Annotated in this window: 15 protein-coding genes; 6 read left to right on the plus strand and 9 right to left on the minus strand. The window is 36.2% G+C overall.

Translation table 11 applies throughout. The features are described 5' to 3' along the window. Positions 1 to 29: 29 nt before the first annotated feature. Positions 30 to 2,441: a heavy metal translocating P-type ATPase gene (locus FLUTA_RS18635; protein ID WP_013688462.1), complete on the minus strand. Its 2,412-nt coding sequence runs from the start codon at positions 2,439 to 2,441 to the stop codon at positions 30 to 32. 83 nt (positions 2,442 to 2,524) lie between these two features. Next, positions 2,525 to 3,085 (minus strand): helix-turn-helix domain-containing protein, encoded by a 561-nt coding sequence (locus FLUTA_RS18640; RefSeq protein ID WP_013688463.1) that lies wholly within the window; start codon positions 3,083 to 3,085, stop codon positions 2,525 to 2,527. Between the two features lie 33 nt (positions 3,086 to 3,118). Here FLUTA_RS18640 and FLUTA_RS18645 point away from each other — a divergent pair, with 33 nt between their 5' ends. Then, positions 3,119 to 3,457, plus strand: a complete 339-nt coding sequence (locus FLUTA_RS18645) for a hypothetical protein (RefSeq protein ID WP_148235471.1) — start codon at positions 3,119 to 3,121, stop codon at positions 3,455 to 3,457. A 19-nt stretch (positions 3,458 to 3,476) separates the two neighbouring features. Here the strand turns inward: FLUTA_RS18645 and FLUTA_RS18650 are convergent, their stop codons facing one another. The 4 genes from FLUTA_RS18650 to FLUTA_RS18665 all read right to left on the minus strand — a co-directional run bounded on the left by FLUTA_RS18650 (position 3,477) and on the right by FLUTA_RS18665 (position 8,167). Further along, a complete protein-coding gene (locus FLUTA_RS18650) occupies positions 3,477 to 4,211 on the minus strand; it encodes a hypothetical protein (protein ID WP_013688436.1) in 735 nt (244 codons plus the stop codon). A 177-nt stretch (positions 4,212 to 4,388) separates the two neighbouring features. Then, entirely contained in the window at positions 4,389 to 5,504 is a 1,116-nt protein-coding gene (locus FLUTA_RS18655; RefSeq protein WP_013688437.1) for a T9SS type A sorting domain-containing protein, read from the minus strand. Between the two features lie 204 nt (positions 5,505 to 5,708). After that, entirely contained in the window at positions 5,709 to 6,443 is a 735-nt protein-coding gene (locus FLUTA_RS18660; RefSeq protein WP_013688436.1) for a hypothetical protein, read from the minus strand. A gap of 374 nt (positions 6,444 to 6,817) precedes the next feature. After that, positions 6,818 to 8,167 carry a hypothetical protein gene (locus tag FLUTA_RS18665; RefSeq protein WP_013688465.1) on the minus strand — a complete coding sequence of 450 codons (1,350 nt, stop codon included), beginning with the start codon at positions 8,165 to 8,167 and terminating at the stop codon, positions 6,818 to 6,820. Between the two features lie 248 nt (positions 8,168 to 8,415). Here FLUTA_RS18665 and FLUTA_RS18670 point away from each other — a divergent pair, with 248 nt between their 5' ends. Then, positions 8,416 to 9,528: an IS4 family transposase gene (locus FLUTA_RS18670; protein ID WP_245545456.1), complete on the plus strand. Its 1,113-nt coding sequence runs from the start codon at positions 8,416 to 8,418 to the stop codon at positions 9,526 to 9,528. Between the two features lie 385 nt (positions 9,529 to 9,913). Here the strand turns inward: FLUTA_RS18670 and FLUTA_RS18675 are convergent, their stop codons facing one another. The 3 genes from FLUTA_RS18675 to FLUTA_RS18690 form a co-directional block, all read right to left on the minus strand. Beyond that, the gene (locus tag FLUTA_RS18675; RefSeq protein ID WP_013688466.1) at positions 9,914 to 12,628 is read right to left on the minus strand and encodes a C10 family peptidase; all 2,715 of its coding nucleotides are present in this window, start codon (positions 12,626 to 12,628) and stop codon (positions 9,914 to 9,916) included. Between the two features lie 856 nt (positions 12,629 to 13,484). Beyond that, complete coding sequence (locus FLUTA_RS18685) at positions 13,485 to 13,946, minus strand: hypothetical protein (RefSeq protein WP_169312101.1); 462 nt, start codon at positions 13,944 to 13,946, stop codon at positions 13,485 to 13,487. Further along, positions 13,895 to 14,230 carry a PKD domain-containing protein gene (locus FLUTA_RS18690; RefSeq protein ID WP_013688470.1) on the minus strand — a complete coding sequence of 112 codons (336 nt, stop codon included), beginning with the start codon at positions 14,228 to 14,230 and terminating at the stop codon, positions 13,895 to 13,897. Before FLUTA_RS18690 ends, FLUTA_RS18685 begins: the two co-directional genes overlap by 52 nt. Before the next feature lie 397 nt (positions 14,231 to 14,627). Between FLUTA_RS18690 and FLUTA_RS18695 the strand changes: the two genes are divergently transcribed. The 4 genes from FLUTA_RS18695 to FLUTA_RS18710 are packed head-to-tail and all read left to right on the plus strand — an operon-like array spanning position 14,628 to position 20,784. Further along, positions 14,628 to 15,113, plus strand: coding sequence for a GbsR/MarR family transcriptional regulator (locus tag FLUTA_RS18695; protein WP_043023938.1), 486 nt, complete (start codon positions 14,628 to 14,630; stop codon positions 15,111 to 15,113). 5 nt (positions 15,114 to 15,118) lie between these two features. Continuing rightward, entirely contained in the window at positions 15,119 to 16,468 is a 1,350-nt protein-coding gene (locus FLUTA_RS18700) for a TolC family protein (protein WP_013688472.1), read from the plus strand. 33 nt (positions 16,469 to 16,501) lie between these two features. Beyond that, positions 16,502 to 17,596, plus strand: coding sequence for an efflux RND transporter periplasmic adaptor subunit (locus FLUTA_RS18705; RefSeq protein ID WP_013688473.1), 1,095 nt, complete (start codon positions 16,502 to 16,504; stop codon positions 17,594 to 17,596). A gap of 35 nt (positions 17,597 to 17,631) precedes the next feature. Then, positions 17,632 to 20,784, plus strand: a complete 3,153-nt coding sequence (locus FLUTA_RS18710; protein ID WP_013688474.1) for an efflux RND transporter permease subunit — start codon at positions 17,632 to 17,634, stop codon at positions 20,782 to 20,784. Positions 20,785 to 20,830 lie beyond the last annotated feature (46 nt).

Raw genomic sequence — 20,830 nt, forward strand, 5'->3', positions numbered from 1 at the left:
TTGAATTGATTTGTAACATTTACGTCTGCTTATTTTTTATACTTCAACCACAGACTATTACTTACTACACTTAAACTGCTCAATGCCATTGCCGCACCTGCAATCATCGGGTTGAGTAAGAAACCGTTAAACGGGTATAAAATCCCTGCTGCAATTGGAATACCAATCAAATTGTAAATAAATGCCCAAAACAGGTTTTGTTTAATGGTGCGAACTGTTGATTTTGATAAATGAATTGCTTCGGGAATTTTTGTAAGGTCTGATGAAATGATAGTCATTTTAGCTACATCCATTGCAATGTCGCTTCCTTTGCCCATTGCTATACTCACGTCTGCTTGTGCCAATGCTGTGCTGTCATTGATACCATCGCCAACCATCGCTATAACCTTTCCTTGTTGCTGCAATTGTTTAACGAATGCAGCTTTATGTTCAGGCAGTACTTCTGCTTTGTAATGTTTGATACCAACTTTTTCTGAAACAGCTTTGGCTGTCATTTCATTGTCGCCTGTGAGCATATAAACTTCAATGCCTGATAGCTGTAATTCTTCAATTGCCTTTTTAGAAGTTGCTTTAATCTGGTCAGCTATTGCTAATATGGCTATTGTTTTTTTCGTATTGGCAAACCAAATTACTGTTTTGGCTTCATTGCCCCATTGATTGGCTTTTTGAGCAACCGCATTTTCAATCAAAATTTCATTTTCTTGTATCAGTCTTTTGTTTCCAATGAAATAAGTTATACCGTCAATCTCAGCTTTTGCTCCTTTTCCTGTGATACTTTCAAATTGAGTTATTGAAACGGTATTCTGATTTTTTAAATGAGAAACAACCGCATCTGCCAATGGGTGTTCAGATTGTTTTTCAATGCTGAATAGTATTTGTTTTAATATCGGGGTTTCTTCAGTCCAAAAATCATTCGTTACAACAGGTTTACCTTCTGTGATGGTTCCTGTTTTATCGAGTATTACAGCATTTACCTTTTTTGCTAACTCAAGACTTTCTGCATCTTTAATTAAGATTCCTTTTTCAGCTCCTTTGCCCACACCAACCATAATTGCAGTCGGAGTAGCTAAACCTAAAGCACAAGGACAGGCAATAACCAATACGGTAATAAGAGCTAACAATCCCTGAGTAAAGCCATTGTCTCCGCCAAAGATGTTCCATACTATAAATGAAGCAACGGCAATTACAATTACAATGGGCACGAAAATTCCTGCAATTTTATCCACCAATTTTTGGACAGGAGCTTTACTGCCTTGTGCGTCTTGCACCATTTTGATAATGTGTGCAAGCATAGTTTCACTGCCTACTTTATCGGCTTTAAATTGGAAGCTACCTTTTTGATTAATAGTTCCCGCAAATACTTTGTCGTTTTCATTTTTCAACACAGGAACAGGCTCACCGCTCAACATACTTTCGTCAACAAAAGAGTTTCCGTTAATTACTATTCCATCTACCGCAATTTGCTCGCCTGGTTTTACCACAATTGTATTACCTATTTCAACTTGCTCAATGGGGATTTCCATTTGATAACCACCATCCTGTACAATCGTTACTGTTTTTGGCTGTAAACCCATCAATTTCTTTATTGCAGATGAAGTATTTCCTTTGGCTTTTTCTTCCAATAGTTTACCCAATAATATAAAGCCAATGATAACAGATGCAGCTTCAAAATAAACGTGAGCGTGTAATCCCCTTTCGTGCCAAAATTCAGGAAACAGTGTGTTGAAAACACTGAAAATGTAAGCAACACCTGTGCTTAATGCCACCAAAGTATCCATATTGGCAGATCGATGTTTGGCTTGTTTCCAAGCATTGATGTAAAAATCTCTCCCTAACCAAAATAAAACTGGGGTACTTAAAAACCACATTATTTCATTCGCAAAGGGCATATTCATAAAAAACATTCCGATTACTACTACAGGAATGGATAGTATCAACGCCCAATAGGTTTTCTTTTTGAGAGTTTTAAAGTTTTCTTTCTGAATATGCTCAATGGTCTCATCACCAGAAGGACTTTCATCAATTAACAAATCGTAACCAATACTTTGAACAACTTTTCTCAAATGCTCTACTTGTATCAAACTCGGTATAAATTCTACTGAGACCTTTGCATTTGCATAATTCACGCTTGCATTCACAACTCCTGCCTGAGATTTAAGCATACTCTCCACACTAACCGCACAAGAAGCACACGTCATTTGTAATACAGGGAATGATTTCTTTACGGTAGTTACTCCATAACCCAAATCTCGAATAGTTTTTACAGCTTCTGAAACTGTTTCCTGATTTTGAGTTTCAATGATTGCTTCCTTATTGTTGAGTTCCACTCGGTGTGATTCAACACCATTAAGTTTTGCCAATCCATTGTCCACGATTAAAGCACAGTGTTCGCTGTCAACGCCTGCAAGTGGTATCCTAAATTCATTATTATTTGTTGCCATACCTTTTTTATTTAATTACAAGGCAAAGGTGGAAACATTACATTTCTAACCCGTTACCTGATTTTGGATTGTATTTGTAACATTTACACTTCGTCTAGTGGTTTGCGCTTTATTTCCTTGATATTCTTAAAGTGAGTAGGGGTAAGTCCTGTAACTTTTTTAAACTGATTGCTCAAATAGCCAACGCTCGAATAATTCATTTGATAAGCGATTTCGCTTAATGATAATTCGTCATAAACCAAAAGTTCTTTCACCTTCTCAATTTTTTGAGCAATGAAATATTTTTCTATAGTTGTTCCTTCAACTTCTGAAAACAGGTTTGATAAATAAGTATAATCGTGATGAAGCTTACTGCTCAAATAGTCAGATAAATTGGATTTTAATTCGCTGTTATTTTGATGTATAATTTCAATAATGTATGATTTAATTTGTCCGATTAGACGACTTTTTTTGTCATCTATCAATTCAAACCCGAACGTTTTTAGATGATTGTCAAGGTTAGTTTTTTCCGTTTCAGTCAAGTCGTTTTTGAGTTCAACTTCACCTAAACTAATATTCAAAGTATGAATACCTAGTTTCTCTAATTCATTTTTGACTACCATTATGCAACGATTGCAAACCATATTTTTGATATAAATTTTCATACGTTAATGTTTATGTCGTGCGTTGGCAAAAAAGTGGCTCTTTTGGTTTTGCTGAAGGTTCGGCTTTGTGTGACGGGGCAAAACCAAATGTGCCACTTGTGCGGCTGGCTAAAATTGTTTTTAAAAAAGTGCGGTGGAAAAAAAATAAAAAAACATTGGGGCGGCTTGAGTGTCGGATTACTCGCTGTCCCGTTTCAATATGGTCTGTATGTTTTTGGTCACCTGTCAAAATGGTTTGTTTTTGTTTTAATGTTTAAATTTTGGTCGGTCTATCGTCTTTGGAACGGTCGTCCTACCATTGGCTATAACGTTTCTCAACTAGGAGACGCGGGCTTCTCGGTTGTGGTTGTTCAGCCCGTGGCTTTTAGCTGATGTTAGCAACATCCTTTTGTCATTTGTAAGTAACTTCATGATTTGTATACTGCATTTGTGTATAATGATAACATTTACTGTTTACATTTCGAGTATAGTATTCGGTTTTTCCTTCTAAATCCGTTGCGTTCAAGGTAATTTTTATTTGGCAATTCCCTTTATATTTAAAATACGGTGAGTTACCTTTCTTAGTCGGATCGGAAACAGTATAGACACCATCTTTCTCAAGTTCTTTGTCCATGTAAATTTCAATGAAAAACTTTAACCTGTAACCATTGATGTCTAATTCCAAGTCAGCGTTTGTCGATGTATGGGTTAGTACGTTATTACTGCTAAGTTTAAGGGGAGAGTCGGAACTTAGATCTTCTAGCTTGTATTTTAGTGAAGACCGTCCATTCTCGTTTTCAGAAAGTAAATTCTTCAAATCTTTTGAATCAATGGTAACCTCCTGATACTTATAATCAAATCGATTTATATCCTTCAGTATATTTGATTGCAATTCTGTAATAACTCCTCCACTCACAAACCCTTTACCAAAGACGCTATCACAAAGTGAGGAAATATTCTGCTTGATGCAATTTTGTATATTCTCTTTGAAAACATAGATAGCATCACTCGGGCTGCTCAATTTATCTTGAGAAGTTTCGATGGCTTTTTCATCGTAATTTCTTTTTGATAGATTTAAACCTTTTCTTTCTTGATGTGAACAAGAAAATAAAGTAACTAGGGTTATTGCAATGCAGAAGTATTTCATTTATGGTTTTAATTGTTGCTAACGGTCTCGGCTATGAGTAGTTGCGTGTGTTAGCACTTAACTTTGCAAGGACACACCAAACTGAAAATCCGCGAGGATTTTCAGAAGTAGGCGAGAATAAGCAATTACTTATAGCCATTGTTGTACAACGTTATATGTATTTTGAACAATATCCAATTAATATTTAATTATTTTCTTGATATTATATGTATTATCTTTCAAATTAACCTTAACAAAATAAAGCCCTGTATTAAGCTCTGAAACATTTATGTTTTCGTTATATCCTCGATAGACAAGTGCAGACCTAGAATCATAAATTTCAATTGAAGTAAATTCTGAGTTGTCAATGTAAAGCACATCTTTGACAGGATTTGGATATACATTAACTACTCTAGTTACCTGTTCTTTAATAGATAAAATATCATCATTTGTTGTAAATGAAACTAATTTTGCATTATCGGATATGGAACTGATACTAAATGATTCGGATGTAATAAAATAGCTGTTGTCTCCAATATATGTTATAGCTTCTGTTTGCTCAAACCCTAAGCTAGTAAGTGATGTTTGTGTATTAGTGCCTGAAAAAACATCATTATTTGTGAAGTTTTCAGAAACCCAAATAAAAGGTTGTAAAATTGAATTATACCCAATTAAATATACTTTTTCTGTTGATGGATTGTAAGTAGCTCCTGTTATTCTCCCTCCACTTGATAAAGTTGTTGGTAATGGGCTAACATTAAATGTTCCGCTGTTTTTTGGGATTGAGTAAGCTTTTGTTGTGCCATTAACCCAATTTTTAGTAAACAAAATCAAGTTATTTGTATCAATAGAAATTAGAGCTTCTGCATCCCATTCTGTGTTATTAGGGGTAGGGGCAAAATCAGCTTGATCGAAATAGTTAAAGTTTATGATTTCAGCTGTTACATTAGTGGAACTTAGATAATCAATTTTATTTATTTTATAAATTTTTAAATTTGTTCTATCTCCATTGTTGTTGCCTATATCGCCAATATATATTGATGTTTCATCTTGTGCAATATCTTCCCAATCTATATTGGTGGCGTTAGTAACGTTAACTGTTCTTGCAACTAATCCAGAAATCGTATCTAATTCATAAAGTTTATTTTCATTACCCGAATCATTATGAGTAATAAGTTTATCATTAAAAAAGATAGCTCCAGATGATTCACTCAATATTATTGGTAAATTAAACTTTACTTGAACGTTGGCTATTTGAGGAAAGGCATTGAATGTTCCTAAAATAAATGTTGTTACTAAGATTACTTTTTTCATAAGTATTAATCCTTAAAATAAGTTTTGGTTAAAAAATTCTACGTGTAATATAAATATGTTCATTTGAGTTTAATTATCAACTAGTTCATTTTGTGATATCTTTCATTTTAATGTTGTACAACGTTTCTCAACTAGGAGACGCGGGCTTCTCGGTTGTGGTTGTTCAGCCCGTGGCTTTTAGCTGATGTTAGCAACATCCTTTTGTCATTTGTAAGTAACTTCATGATTTGTATACTGCATTTGTGTATAATGATAACATTTACTGTTTACATTTCGAGTATAGTATTCGGTTTTTCCTTCTAAATCCGTTGCGTTCAAGGTAATTTTTATTTGGCAATTCCCTTTATATTTAAAATACGGTGAGTTACCTTTCTTAGTCGGATCGGAAACAGTATAGACACCATCTTTCTCAAGTTCTTTGTCCATGTAAATTTCAATGAAAAACTTTAACCTGTAACCATTGATGTCTAATTCCAAGTCAGCGTTTGTCGATGTATGGGTTAGTACGTTATTACTGCTAAGTTTAAGGGGAGAGTCGGAACTTAGATCTTCTAGCTTGTATTTTAGTGAAGACCGTCCATTCTCGTTTTCAGAAAGTAAATTCTTCAAATCTTTTGAATCAATGGTAACCTCCTGATACTTATAATCAAATCGATTTATATCCTTCAGTATATTTGATTGCAATTCTGTAATAACTCCTCCACTCACAAACCCTTTACCAAAGACGCTATCACAAAGTGAGGAAATATTCTGCTTGATGCAATTTTGTATATTCTCTTTGAAAACATAGATAGCATCACTCGGGCTGCTCAATTTATCTTGAGAAGTTTCGATGGCTTTTTCATCGTAATTTCTTTTTGATAGATTTAAACCTTTTCTTTCTTGATGTGAACAAGAAAATAAAGTAACTAGGGTTATTGCAATGCAGAAGTATTTCATTTATGGTTTTAATTGTTGCTAACGGTTTGCAGCTACCCGAAGGGCGGGACTTTTACCACAAAACTTGATTTGAAAAACAAATGTTTGTTTAACCACAAAACTGTCTTTGGAACACGAAACCCCGACTTTTGGGTAGGTGCTGTTATAGGTTGCCAACCACACAAGGTTTGACAATGCCTGTCTGCTGAATATCCTATTTAGGTCGCTAAGAGTCGACCAAAGTGTAATTATAGCAGGAAGAGGAAGTCCGTTTTGATCTTTAATTACAGTAAATAAAACTTCATTGCCTAGAAGTATGACGAGATAATTGTAAAAACAATGTTATCAACTAAATTTAGTACTTGTAGCAAAAAAAAATAGTCGGTTAGTAGTGATTATTTTACTAATTTTGTTGTTTGTATGACTCTTCCATTTAAATCTTTAATTAAAAAAAAGTATATTCCACTTGCATATGATTTTGTACTAATTATTGTTTTTGAGTTTTCTGATAAAACTTTTTTTATGATGGTCAATCCACTATTTATAATTTCTAGTTCATATAGATTTTTATTCATAATAATTATTTCATCCATAAATGGGTTTGGATATATACTTACTTGATCCAATCTTATTTCATTAACAAACGCAGTTATGTTTGAATAGCTTATTTGACCATTAAAATCAGTTTGCTTTAACCTAAAATAAATAATTTCTAAATTTGTATTAATTAGATTAGCTGGGATTTGCTTAGTGTACTCAATTTTACTTGTTGAGTTTCCAGAACCATCAATCTCTATTAAGGAGAAAAAGTCTATTCCATTTTCTGAATATTCAATTGTAAAATAATCATTATTTGATTCAGTTTCAGTTGCCCAATGAAAACAAATATCATTTCCACACTTAATAGAAGTAAAATATAATAATTCGATAGGTAATGTAATTGCTATTAAACAACTTGAACAGGGGCTAGGGGCTAATGTGGCAGCTCCCCATCCACTCCCACCCGAGGTAGTAGCTCCAGCATTCTTACATATTATAATATTATTATGTGCTGTAAATGAATTGTTTAATTGTGCATTACCATTATATGTCACCACTGCATTTCCTGTGCCTGAAAAAGTCCAGCCATTAGTGAAATTATTTATAATAGAGTTTGCACCTCCGTTAAAAGTAAAGCATGAGCCATCTGTCATACATACAGCTCCTACCGATGAGGAACCTTGAACTAAGATACTTCCTGCCGTTACGCTACCGCCATTATTTATTACTTTGGATGTAGCAGAGTTTATTTCAATCTGACCTGTAACAGTAAAAGATGCAGCTGACCCAATATTCCATATTGTGTTATTTGCGTTCTGCATTATCAGATTAGTATTTAAAGTAAAAGTTCCTCTGTTACATATAGACGAATTTCCATTTAAAAAAAGGCTACTGCCTAAATTTACTGTTAATGTCCCCCCGCTTTCAATTATTATTGTTCCACTGTTAAAATTCAAAGAGTTAAGAGTTAAATTTCCGCAAACCCTAAATGTCCCTCCATTAAGATTTATCCCACTACTCCAAGTGGTTGGGCCACCAGTAAACCAAAAGGTCTGTCCACCGTTTATATTAACACCGTTACTTCCAGCCCCATTACCACCACTACAAGCAGCCACTGCTGGAGCTGTTGGAGCACATTGTGCCATAATTCTATTAGAAAGTAGTAAAAAAATGGAGCAAATTAATATTTGACTAATCATTTTCATATTTAGATTGTTTAATGTTGAGGCAATAAAAGTACAAAATAAGATTTAAAGGTGAAAAGAATACACTAGTGTCCGATAAAACTTTTTGAAAAGCGGGATTTCCATGATGGATTTCCCGCTTTAATGTAATTTGGTTTTCCCGAACTAAATTACATGAATAAAAGTAGCTACTTTTTTGGACAGTCTGTTTTCGGACAGCTGATTTCTTTAATCGAAACAATAAAATCAAAACAATTGCTAAGAAGCACTTGTCAGATCACTATGTCAAGAAGTTTGATACCTCTGATCACCTGATAAGTATGCTTTTTTCAACGTTTGCTCATTGCACTTCTTTGCGTGAAGTTGCGGCTTCGATGCTAGGTTTAAAAGGGAAAATGAATCATTTTCAGCTTAAAAATATTCCCTATAAAAGTACTTTGAGTGACGCAAACAAAAGGAGAAGCCATTTGGTATTCCAAGACATCTATTATTCATTACTCAAAGAATACCATCCAATTATCTCGGACAGCCGACAATCGTATGCATGGGAGAATCGCTTAGAAATTATTGATTCAAGTACAATATCCTTGTTTAAAGACATTTTGAGTTGCGTTGGCAGGAAACCCATTACTGGTAAAAGAAAGGGCGGTATCAAGGTGCATACACAAATCAATCTTCAGGAAAAAGTTCCCAAACTCATTTGGTTTTCTGCTGCGACAACACACGATAAGCAGTTTTTGAAGCATGTTCAATTGGAGAAAGGAAAAATAGCCGTGTTTGACAAAGGTTATAACGATTACAAAACCTTTGACAAGTTCACTCAGAATGGAATTTTCTTCGTCACTCGCTTAAAATCCAATGCATCATACGAATCTGTGGTAGAAAATGATATACCTTCTTACATTGACGATGGTGTATTGAAAGATGAAATCATTCGCGTGGATGTTAAAGAGAACGGGGCTTATCTCAAAACAATTGAACTGCGCAAAATTGTATACTGGGATGATGAAAACAACCGATGCTTTGAGTTTATTACAAATTTGAATGGAATGAATGCAGGACATATTGCGCTGATTTACAAGAAACGGTGGCAAATCGAATTGCTATTCAAGCAACTCAAACAAAACTTTCCGCTCAAATTTTTCTTGGGGGACAATGAAAATGCTATCAAAATACAGATCTGGTGCACGCTTATTGTCAATCTACTTCTCACTGTGATACATAAGAAAATCAAGCGTAAATGGGCTTTTTCGAATCTCGCAAGCTTCTGCAGATTACATCTTTTCAATTACATTCATCTGACTAAATTCCTTGAAAATCCTCAGAAAGACTGGCTCAAAGAATATGATCCACAACTTCAATTGAAATTTGACAGTACATAAACCAGAGGGGCTTACTTTTTAATTTTGGAAATCGATAGCAGTAAAATCAACGCTTTCAAGGAGTGAAACGATTAATTTCTATTTTTATCGGACACTAGTGAAAAGAATAATATAATTAATGCGTTTTCGATATTTAAAAGCTGTCTTTCAACCGCAAGCTACCTGTCAAAATATATTTTTTTATGTCGATATGTGAATAGTCTCTTTCCAAGTTGTCAATTGTGTTGTTGTCGTCTGGCTGGTTACCTATAACGTTCCGGGTATTGCCGAAGGCGGGGATTTTTAGCACAAAAGTTCAATCGAAGAACGAATGTTGAACCTTGCACAAATACCCAATCGAAGCCGTTCAGCCCCGCTTTTGGCAATAAACTGTTATGCCTTCGTTTTATTCTTTAATTATTTTTCTTACGTCAATTAAAACGCCATTCTGTTTAATCATTAATAAGTAGATACCATTAGGTAATGACTGGATATTCAATTTGTTCACATTAATATAATTTTCAATTACCTGTCCAGTAATGTCTGAAATAATTATTTCAGTATTTGTTAAATTATTAAAATCATAATCAATGGTCAAGATACCGGTAGTAGGATTTGGATAAATTAATCTTGTTTTTTTACCAACATCAACTATTCCTGTTGTTGCACCATCCTCCTGCATTATTACAACCTGCTTAGAGTTTCCGGAAATTGTGATTTCCAACACAGTTTGACGGGATACAGAATAATTTGTGTCGCATTGTACGGAAATGGTTTGAGTGCCTGTTCCTGTAATCTGAGACAGTGAAATCCAACTATCTGCCACATTTCCATACCAAATTGACGGGGTTGTTATGGTAACTATTTGTGATCCTCCATTAGAAGTAAAAAATAAGGTGTCCGGACTTACATTTAAAGTTACGGAAACACTATCCTGAAGTACTACCAAAGTATCATGAAAACTTCCTTTTCCGATTACAACAGATCCGGTTCTGACACCGGAAAGGTTACTTGTTACATCAACGAAAAAAGTAGAGTTTCCACTTCCAGTCGTTGTAGCATTTGTTATCCATGTATCCAAACTTTGAATGTCGTAATCAAAATTTGACATTACACTAAGCGGAAGGCTTGTTGTTCCAGTAGAATTTACAAAAACTGTATCAACTGTAAACTGTATCATCGAATCAAGGGCAGCCTGATAAACATTTATGTTTGTGTATTTCGATCCTCTGGTAAATGTTAGTAATCCGGTTCTTGGAACAAATGACGGATTATTACTTACCGTAATGTTAACATTAGCATTGTCCATACCATTTGTCATACTTGGAGTAATCCATGAAGGATACCCTGATAAAACCCATAAAGAGTCCGTTGAAACAACCAGGGACTGTGAAGAAGAAGCCGAAGTAAAGCTCATACTTATAACATCTGTTTCAATGAATCTCTTGTCTTTTACGATTATATGATAGTCTTCTATATCTCCACCAGCATCCGTTGTACCGCATGGGTTAGATACAGGGCCTGTTCCAAAATCTTTTCCATAAACCCGCATTCGGGTAAGCCCTAATGTTGCATTTGATGGTACGGTAATGTTCATTGTTTTTATTGAATTAAAGCTCGGATACCAAGAGCCAGATGGAGAAGCAACAGCTTCGCTTGGATCACTAAAATCACCATCTAAGTTCCAATCAATCCAAACACCCGGAGCAACGCCTCCCTGAAATGTGACAGAAATTGTGTAGGTGCTATCCCAATAAATAGAAGTTGTATCAGTTGTTAAGAGATACCCTTCGTTAATTGCCGATGTTCTGTTTATAGAATTAAAAGTTACATTCGTAATTCCGTCAGAACCGCCTGTGGTCATTGCAGGGATACACCAGAACGAAGCATTTGAACCTTGAATTATTTCAATTACTTCACTAAGACCTCCTCTTTGAATGGTTACATATCCTGTTCTGGATGTTGGGCCATTGGGAGCAGCGGTGATATCAAGCATTCCATTTCCCGTACCCGTAGATGCCGATAAACTCAACCAGGTATAGGATGTTGTTGCTGTCCATGTACTATCTGTTGTAATTGTCGCAGAAACCATACCTCCTGCTGATGAAATACTTGATGATAGTGGTGAAACACTAAGTACGGGTTGAATCCCGTGTTGAACAATTACTACCGTTTTAGTTATCGTTCCATTAGAATACTGCACTGTACCATACCGCGTAGTATAGTTCGGATTTGCAGCTAGACTCAAGTTAGTTTGATAGTAACCAGAAACACCCGAGTTGAGAGCGGGAGTAATCCATGGTGAACTTCCGGTCATCGTCCAGTTGTTCAAAGAGCTTAATTGAATAGAAACATTTGAGGCTTGAGCTAATCCATTAACTGTATCAGTAACTTCAAACCCTCCAACTAGAGGCATAATATGATGAGTAATTAAAACGGGCGTATAATTAGTAGATGAAACCACTACATTATGAATGTTGTAATATCCATTATAACTTCCACCCCAGCCAAAATTTATATGAAATTTAAGGGAAGGGCTTGTCTGATACCCATCAATAATGTATTGATGAGAGCCTCCAACAGCAGTCACAGGTCGCCCTGCATCTAATTCCGAAATCAGTAAGTTTTCAAATTCCGTATTTGTTAAGGAACTTTTATACGTTCCATCCATTAATAATGAATATTTAAAGTAGCGTTTCATATCTGAGATTGAGCCACCTGATATGGTATTTGAGCCACTGTAAGAAGCTTCTGCTGCAATTCCGCAATGATACATTAATTGAGCAATTTGCGGATTTGAAGAACTGATAGAATTAGGCATTGCAGCGTAATTATAAGTTTGAGTACTAAAATCTAAACTTAAAGATCCACAACAAGCAGGTGAGTATGTGTTCGTTCCCCATCCACTTGTAGGATAGTTATGATATTTAAGTAGTTGTGCAATGGCAGTAGGCACGCATCCCGTGTAAGCCTTACCACAAGGGCCACTTCCTATTGCTGGCACACTGTCATTATAGTAACATCCTTGATTCCAGGTTGTTGTTAGGAGTGGTGCGACTTGTGAATATGAAAAATTAAAATTCACAATAAATAGTACTAATGTTAAAAGAGTTATTTTCATATGTTCTCTATTTTGTTGTTTTTAAAATGAGGCATAACGTTTTCGCGCTTTATTTCAGTTTGGGTTTTGAAACACTGTCTACCGAAATGCTACTAACAAAGCTAAATGTTTTTTAGCCATTTGCAAAGCAAAAATAAATGTCTTTCGCTTGCGACCGATTTTGCAAATGCCGAAGCCGAATGCCCAAATTGAATAAAGCGTGTGTTATACGGTCGGCGTTTTTTATGCGCTAAGTTTACTTCAATATAAACAAATAGATTACTGTCCAAATACCAACAAAGAACAAACCTAGAAACAATGTGTTTAAGTTTTTTTTGAGGTCTTTTTTAATTAACAATCTGTATAAGAACCAACCAACGAAAACAACAAAGAATACAAGTGGAATATAAAGTCTAAACATAGTGTGATTTTAAAATATCTATTACAAAGCTAGATATTTTAAGTCAATATCAAATAGATATTTCAAGTTTCTCTGCGGTTAGGTCGATACGTTTAGTTGATTACGTTTAGGTCTACCAAAACTCACAAACTAGTTTTGTTTTCTGCGTTTAGGTCAACCGATTTTAGTGAGGTCAAAACGATAAGTGATTATTTTATTTCTAAATTGTCACCACCGAATTTGAAACGTTAAGTAAAAGAATTTGAACTTTATTGTCGAAATGTAGTTTGATGGTTCTCGTCTAACGCTGCCGTATAACGGTTTGGCGCTTGGCGCAGTGGCGGATTTCGGAGCACAAAACTGTCAATACACCACAAAAGTTGATGCGAGGTAGAATGTTCAATTAACCACATCACCCGCCATTGAACCAAACGCCTGTTAGTGGCTGTGTTTCTTTCTTTTTTTGTCGTGTCGAGTTTAAAAATCATTGTTGTTTATTTGCAGTTCAAATTTGCAAGAATGTTTTCCCGTTTCAGAGAATATCCATTCATTTCTGTCTTTGATATTTTTAGTCCATAATAAACTGTCTTTTTGTGCAGCAAAGTATCTAAACACTGTTATACTGTCGTCATACTTGTTAGCCATTTTAGGCGTTCCTATTTTTTCGACTATGTGTATTGTTTCAGTTTGATTTGTCTGAATAACGGTTTCAAGAGTGTCAGTGTAATCAATAACATATATCAGTTTAATGTCCTTGTCTGTGTTATTTCTTACGGTGTATGTAACTTGAAGTCCTGGGTCGCACGAAACGACAAAAAATGCAACACAAAAAAATGTAATTATTTTAATCAATGGTTTCATAGTTTCCTTTATTATCAATTTGTTTTTTATTGAACGGTCAAAGTCCTTTTCGTTATGTATTTGTTGTTTTCTTTCCAAACTACACCGTCTTTTCGTCCTGCTTTTAAAGTTATAACGTAAGTTCCGCTTGAACTAAATATATGTGTAACTGTCGGTTCACCTAACAATGTCGTGTCGGGTGTTCCGTCACCAAAATTCCATTCGTATGAATAGCCACCGTGTTTAGTGCAAGTTGCGTTAAATGTTACACTTGTTGAAGTAGTTATGTTTGTCGGTGAAAAGTCAAAACACGCTTCTGTCGGTTTAGCACAAGAACTTAAAACCAAAATCATTGTTGTCAATATGTAAAAACAGTTTTTCATTTTGTCCTCTGTCTGTTTATGTTGCGTGGTCGTCCTAACATTGCCACTAACTCATTTATACACGCTACAAACCTGCCTAAAATGTTCCAATTGGGCCAAATAGGCGCAGGTTTGTTACGTAAAGCTAATGTACTTAAAATAACTATAAATCATCAAATAGACGCCGAATAGTTTGACTCGTGGATTTATGGTTATTTTAGTTTTGACTCTTCCCAATCAAACCCATCATTCATACAGCTTACCTCACCCTGTTTACCATTCACCGATTTTCGATTTTATAGCCGAAATTCTCCCACTACTTTCGCTTCGCTAACAAACGTTAAAAAATGAAGTTTTTTTAGTTCGGTAATTTTCGAACTAAAAAAACTGATTACTTTTGCGCGAACAAACTAGCAGTATGACAAACGTAGCATTAACAGAAGAACAAAGAGAGCTCATTGAAAGAATGGGGGTTTTCTATGAACAACATGGAGTTCCGCCCATGGAAGGTCGTATCATGTCCTTGCTCGTTGTTTGCGATGAACCTGAATTAACATTTGATCAAATCCGAGAATTACTTGGAATTAGCAAAAGCACTACCAGTTCGGCGTTGAATATGCTCCAATTGACGCAACGAGTCATCTATAAAACAAAACCCGGAGATCGGAAACGTTATTTTACGAGTAACATCGCTCAATGGCAAGAAGGTTTTGCAGAAAACTTTCAGAAATTTTTTGGCGTGATTAAAATCATGAAAGAAGCACTGAATCAGCGCACCACCATCACCACCGAATTCAACAAACAAATGGCCGAGTTTATTGAATTTATAGAATACCTAAGCATTGAGTTTCCAAAACTGTACATGGATTGGTTAAACCGAAATACAAACAACAAAAACAACTAAAAAAAATGAAGGAGACAACACAAAACTACCGTCTGAGCTTACTGATGCTACTTTCCCTTTTGGCTGGGAGCATGAGCTTTGTCAGGGCGCAATCTGGACAAATGTCCTTGCAGCAGTGCATTCAATATGGTTTATCGAAAAATTCTGGGATTCTAAAATCTCAGTTGGAAATTGATCGCACCAATGAAAAGAAAAATGAAACACGGGCCGACTATTTACCACAAGTAAGTGGCAATATCCAGCTAATGGATAATCTGAAGCTACAAACATCCATTCTTCCAGGAGAAATGATTGGACAGCCAGGAACACAAGTAGCTGTTCAATTCGGTACGAAATACAACACAAGTCTGGGCTTAGATGCAAAGCAAGTAATCTACGATCAATCGCTTATTTATTCGATGAAACTGACTAAGCAAAGTTCCAAAGTTTCGGAAATAAATGCGCGTAAAACGGAAGAACAGTTGATTTACGATATTGCAAGCGCCTATTATGCAGCTCAAGTGTCATTCACCCAAAAGAAGTTGATAGAATCAAATCTAGCGCAAGTAGATACTTTACTTAAGATTACTAAAATACAATTCGACAATGATGCTGCGAAGCAATTGGATTTAGACAAATTGACAGTCAATTTCACCAATCTTCAAACAGATCTTGCTACAAGCAATACCAACCTGCAACAACAAATGATGCTGCTCAAATATTACATGGGAATGTCTTTGGATCAAAATATCGAATTGCCAGTAATTCCATTAAAAGAACAAGCAGCGGTGATTACAAATACGGAATCTTTGAATAATACAGATTTAGAATTGATTCAAGCACAACGCGAAGTTTACTCCGTTACTTTGCAACAAATAAAAGCGGGATACTTGCCTTCTCTTTCACTCAATTTTCATGCTGGAGTTCAGAACATGCAGAATGATTTACGCATTTTCGAAAAAGGTGCTCAGTGGTTCCCTACTTCGTATATTGGATTAAACTTAAATGTTCCCATTTTCGACGGATTAGCAAAAAATTCGCGGGTGAAGCAGACAAAAATTCAAATGGAACAATCTGAATTAGAAGAACAGTATTTGACAGAGAATTTGAAAATGCAACGCGCAAATGCAAATAATGCGTTAACAGCGAATAGAGCAGCATTGGAAAGCCAACAACGCAATATTGAACTTGCAAAAAGGGTTTATGAAACAACGCAGGCTCAATTTGTGGGTGGAATTGCTACAATGACAGATATTGTGAATGCAGAAACTTCTTTAAGAGATGCACAAACAAACTATTTGCGTGCGCTCGTACAAGTAAAATTAGGTGAACTAGACCTTATCAAATCAACAGGAAATATCAGATCATTAAACTAAGAAGTCAGAAATAATTCAGATAAAAAGAAAGACATGGAAAATCAAGAACAACAAAAAAAGAAAGGCGTATTCAGACGAATTATTCTACCCGCACTAATCGGAGTCCTGCTTCTCTTCATTGTAATCAATAAACTGGGAAACAACAAAGAAAAAATGGAGGCAAATGCATCTATTACGGATAAAAAAATGACCATTTTCCCAGTAACGATTTCAGAGCCAAAGATGGAAACTGTTTCGCAAGATTTCGAATTGAACGGAAACTTTGTTCCAGATCATCAATTGAGTTTCGTTTCAGAAGCAAGCGGTCGTGTGAGATCGTTGAATATCGAAAATGGCGACTACGTAAACGAAGGAAAAGTCATTGCAACCTTGGATAGTGAGCAAATTCGAATTGATCTTTCTTTAGCGAAAACAACTTTAGACAAAGCGAAATCAGATTTGGAAAAATACGAGCGTATGGTAGCAAGCGGAGCTGTCAACAAACAACAAGTAGAAGAAATGCGCATGACAATGAACACTGCAGATGCCAAAGTAAAAACGCTTCAACACAGTTTGAAGTTGACTACAATCGTCTCTCCTATTTCGGGTGTTGTATCAAATGTTGCCATCGAAAAAGGAAGTTATTTAGCTCCAGGAACTGCGATTGCTGATATCGTAGACATCAAATCATTGAAAATGAGCGTGAAGTTGTTAGATGCACAAGTAGTTCGCGTTCAAGCAGGACAATCTGTTCAAATCGTACCTGATTTATATGCAAACTCCACCATCACAGGGAAAGTTGCTTCGGTTTCTCCACAAGCAGATGGTTCCAAGAAATTTGATACTGAAATTCGCTTTGTTAATCCTGTAAAAACACCACTTAAATCTGGAATGACTGGAAAAGTGAAATTTACATTTGGTGGCACAAAAGAAGCTTTAACAATTCCTATCAAATGTTTGGTTGGAAGTATCAAAGATCCGAAAGTATATATCATTCAAGATGGACAAGCAAAATTGACCAAAATTGAAATTGGATCAGTAGACGATGAAAAAATCGAGATTGTTTCTGGTTTATCAAAAGGAATGAAAGTGGTTAAAACAGGTCAGTTGAATATTGACAACGGATCTAAAGTTAAAATCATTAAGTAATCACTTCGCCTCGGCGAAAAATAATTTAGAACAATATGTCTATTACAGAATTAGCCATAAAAAGACCCTCATTGATCGTTGTGATCTTTGCGGTCTTGGGATTCCTCGGGATCATCAGTTATTCCAAATTGAATTACGAATTGATGCCCAAATTCTCGATTCCTGTGGTAACTGTTACTACAGCTTATCCAGGAGCTTCTCCTTCAGAGGTTGAAAATTCAGTTACCAAGAAAATTGAAGACGCACTTTCTGGTGTCGAAAACTTGGATGATATCCAATCTACATCCATGGAAGGAATTTCCTCCATTGTATTGATGTTGAAAAATGATGCCGACCCAGATAAAGCATTGCAAGAAGCACAGCGTAAAATCAATGCCATGCTTTCCACTTTGCCTGAAGAGATTCTTTCTCCATCCTTAGGAAAATTCTCTTTCGACGAAGCTCCAATCATGAATGTGGGCGTAACAGCTAACATGCCTCCAACGGAATTGTATTCATTGATTAAAGATGAGATTTCTCCTTCTCTTGCCAAAATGGAAGGAATGGCACAAGTGACCATGGTTGGTGGTGAAGAGCGAGAGATCAAAGTACAAGTGAATCGTGAAGCTTGTTCCAACTACGGTATTTCTATTCTTCAGATTACAAATGCCATTCGCAGTGCAAACTTAGAATTACCAACTGGTAAAATAAAAAGCGATGACAGTCAGGCATTGGTTCGTTTACGTGGAAAATACAAGGATTTAAGCGAGTTAAATAATTTAGTGATCTTGAGTGATCCAAAAACAGGTTCACCAGTAAGATTGAATGAAGTTGCAACGGTTTCAGACGCTTCGAAAGAAATCAAAACATTCAACCGAATCAACGGAACAAACTCTTTGGGTTTATTGATCCAAAAACAAACGGATGCCAATGCTGTTTCCCTGAGTAAAAAAGTGCGCGCAGAATTCAAGGAATTGGAAATTCAATACAAGAAGCAAGGAATGAAATTCGAGGTTGCATCCGATTCTTCTGACTTTACGATTGCTGCTGCTGATGCGGTTGTAGTCGATTTAGGACTTGCAATCTTCATTGTTGCTTTGGTGATGCTTTTGTTCTTACACAGTGTACGAAATGCTTTCATCATTATGATTTCCATTCCAGCATCGTTAATTTCGGTATTCATTGCCATGTATTTACTTGGATTTACGATGAACTTGATGACTTTGCTGGCGATTTCACTCGTAGTAGGAATTTTGGTCGATGACTCGATTGTTGTCTTGGAAAATATCTACCGTCACCTCGAGATGGGAAAAGAACGCAAAAAAGCAGCATTGGAAGGTCGAAATGAGATCGGATTTACGGCGATGGGAATTACCTTAGTGGATGTCGTGGTATTCCTTCCGCTTACAATGGTTGGCGGTTTAATTTCGAATCTACTTTCTCAATTCTCCTTGGTAATCGTTATTTCGACTTTGATGTCTTTATTTGTATCCTTTACCTTGACTCCATTATTGGCTTCTCGTTTTGCGAAAGAAACAAAATTGAACAACAAAACATTAGGTGGTCGCATCGTAATGGCTTTCGAAGGTGTTTTGAAACGAATCACCACTTCTTATGGCCGCACATTGACAGTTGCATTGCGCAGAAAGCGGTACATTGTTATTGCAGCATTCTTAGGAATTATCGGAATTCCTGTATTGTTAGGCCCATACATTGGTGGGGAATTCGTGAGCGCGGGCGACCGTGGAGAGTTTGTAATCTCTTTGGAATTACCACAAGATGCTACGATTCAGCAAACAAATACAACGGTGCAACGCGTAGAAGATTACTTGTTTCATGATAAAAGAGTAATCAACGTTTTCACCAGTGTGGGAACTGCTAGTGGAAACATGGGTTCATCCAGTAATGCCAACAACAAAGCGCAGTTGACAGTAAAAATTGTGGACAAAGAAAAACGCGACAAATCTGCAGCAATTATTGCTCAGTTGATGAAACAAGACATCGAACACATGTTGCCCGACGTAAAAGTAAATTCAGCAGCAGTTGGAATTATGGGTGGAGCGGATGATGCGCCTATTCAAATTGGGATTTCAGGAAATAATATGGATTCGAATTACGTCGCTGCCAATAAAGTAATGGCAAAATTGAAATCCATTAAAGGTACAGCCGAAGTCAAAGTATCTGTAGAAACAGGAAATCCAGAAGTTACAGTGAATATTGACCGCGATAAGATGGCTGAACTAGGACTAACGATGAGTACCGTTGGTTCTACTTTGCAAATGTCTTTCAACGGAGATGATAATTCGAAATACACAGAAGGCGGAAAAGACTTCGATATCTTGGTAAACTACGATGATTTTGATCGAAAAAGTACGCAAGATGTGAAAGAAGTTTATTTCATCAATGATCGTGGAGAAGAAATCAAATTGAGTCAGTTTGCAACTATCGGAAAAGCAAGCGGACCATCCAAATTAGAACGCAAAAATAGAGTTCCTTCAATTACGGTAACTTCTCAAGCACTTGGAACATCGAGTCAGCAAGTGACCACTGAGTTTGCACAGATGATGGAAAAAGATCCACTTCCAAGCAATACGGCTTACACCTTTGAAGGAGATGCGAAAAACATGGCGGAAGCTTTTGGGAACTTACTCCTAGCGATTTTAGCTTCCATCCTATTTGTATACTTAATCATGGTTGCTTTGTACGATTCCTATGTGTATCCGTTTGTTGTCTTATTCTCCATTCCATTGGCAATCATCGGAGCATTGTTAGCATTGGCTTTAGCAATGGAACCTATTAGTATCTTCTCTATGTTGGGAATGATTATGTTGATTGGATTGGTAGCCAAGAATGCGATTTTGATAGTCGATTTCACCAATCAGAAAAAGGCAGATGGACACAATACGGTTGAAGCATTGATTATCGCTGGTCAGGCACGTTTACGTCCAATTTTGATGACGACTCTTGCAATGGTCTTCGGTATGATGCCAATTGCATTTGCTCACGGAGCTGGAGCCGAATGGAAATCAGGATTGGCTTGGGTATTGATTGGAGGATTAACTAGTTCCATGTTGTTAACACTCATCATTGTTCCATGTGTGTACTTGATTTTCGATATTTTCAAACGCGAAATCTCCAACAAAAAAGCAAAAGCTTTACTCAAAGAAGTTGATGTAGTTGCACTCGGACACGAGTACGATCACAAGTAACAAACCAATAACCAAAGGAAACGCCTCGATAGTGAATGTCGGGGCG

The sequence above is a fragment of the Fluviicola taffensis DSM 16823 genome (genome assembly GCF_000194605.1).
Taxonomy (GTDB): domain Bacteria; phylum Bacteroidota; class Bacteroidia; order Flavobacteriales_D; family Crocinitomicaceae; genus Fluviicola; species Fluviicola taffensis.

What these genes read in the sequence shown, in the direction of transcription:
- FLUTA_RS18695 (WP_043023938.1), top strand. Translation starts at nt 14,628, where the DNA reads ATGACAAACGTAGCATTAACAGAAGAACAAAGAGAGCTCATTGAAAGA.
- FLUTA_RS18700 (WP_013688472.1), top strand. Translation starts at nt 15,119, where the DNA reads ATGAAGGAGACAACACAAAACTACCGTCTGAGCTTACTGATGCTACTT.
- FLUTA_RS18640 (WP_013688463.1), bottom strand. Translation starts at nt 3,085, where the DNA reads ATGAAAATTTATATCAAAAATATGGTTTGCAATCGTTGCATAATGGTA.
- FLUTA_RS18675 (WP_013688466.1), bottom strand. Translation starts at nt 12,628, where the DNA reads ATGAAAATAACTCTTTTAACATTAGTACTATTTATTGTGAATTTTAAT.
- FLUTA_RS18710 (WP_013688474.1), top strand. Translation starts at nt 17,632, where the DNA reads ATGTCTATTACAGAATTAGCCATAAAAAGACCCTCATTGATCGTTGTG.
- FLUTA_RS18655 (WP_013688437.1), bottom strand. Translation starts at nt 5,504, where the DNA reads ATGAAAAAAGTAATCTTAGTAACAACATTTATTTTAGGAACATTCAAT.
- FLUTA_RS18660 (WP_013688436.1), bottom strand. Translation starts at nt 6,443, where the DNA reads ATGAAATACTTCTGCATTGCAATAACCCTAGTTACTTTATTTTCTTGT.
- FLUTA_RS18665 (WP_013688465.1), bottom strand. Translation starts at nt 8,167, where the DNA reads ATGAAAATGATTAGTCAAATATTAATTTGCTCCATTTTTTTACTACTT.
- FLUTA_RS18690 (WP_013688470.1), bottom strand. Translation starts at nt 14,230, where the DNA reads ATGAAAAACTGTTTTTACATATTGACAACAATGATTTTGGTTTTAAGT.
- FLUTA_RS18650 (WP_013688436.1), bottom strand. Translation starts at nt 4,211, where the DNA reads ATGAAATACTTCTGCATTGCAATAACCCTAGTTACTTTATTTTCTTGT.
- FLUTA_RS18635 (WP_013688462.1), bottom strand. Translation starts at nt 2,441, where the DNA reads ATGGCAACAAATAATAATGAATTTAGGATACCACTTGCAGGCGTTGAC.
- FLUTA_RS18705 (WP_013688473.1), top strand. Translation starts at nt 16,502, where the DNA reads ATGGAAAATCAAGAACAACAAAAAAAGAAAGGCGTATTCAGACGAATT.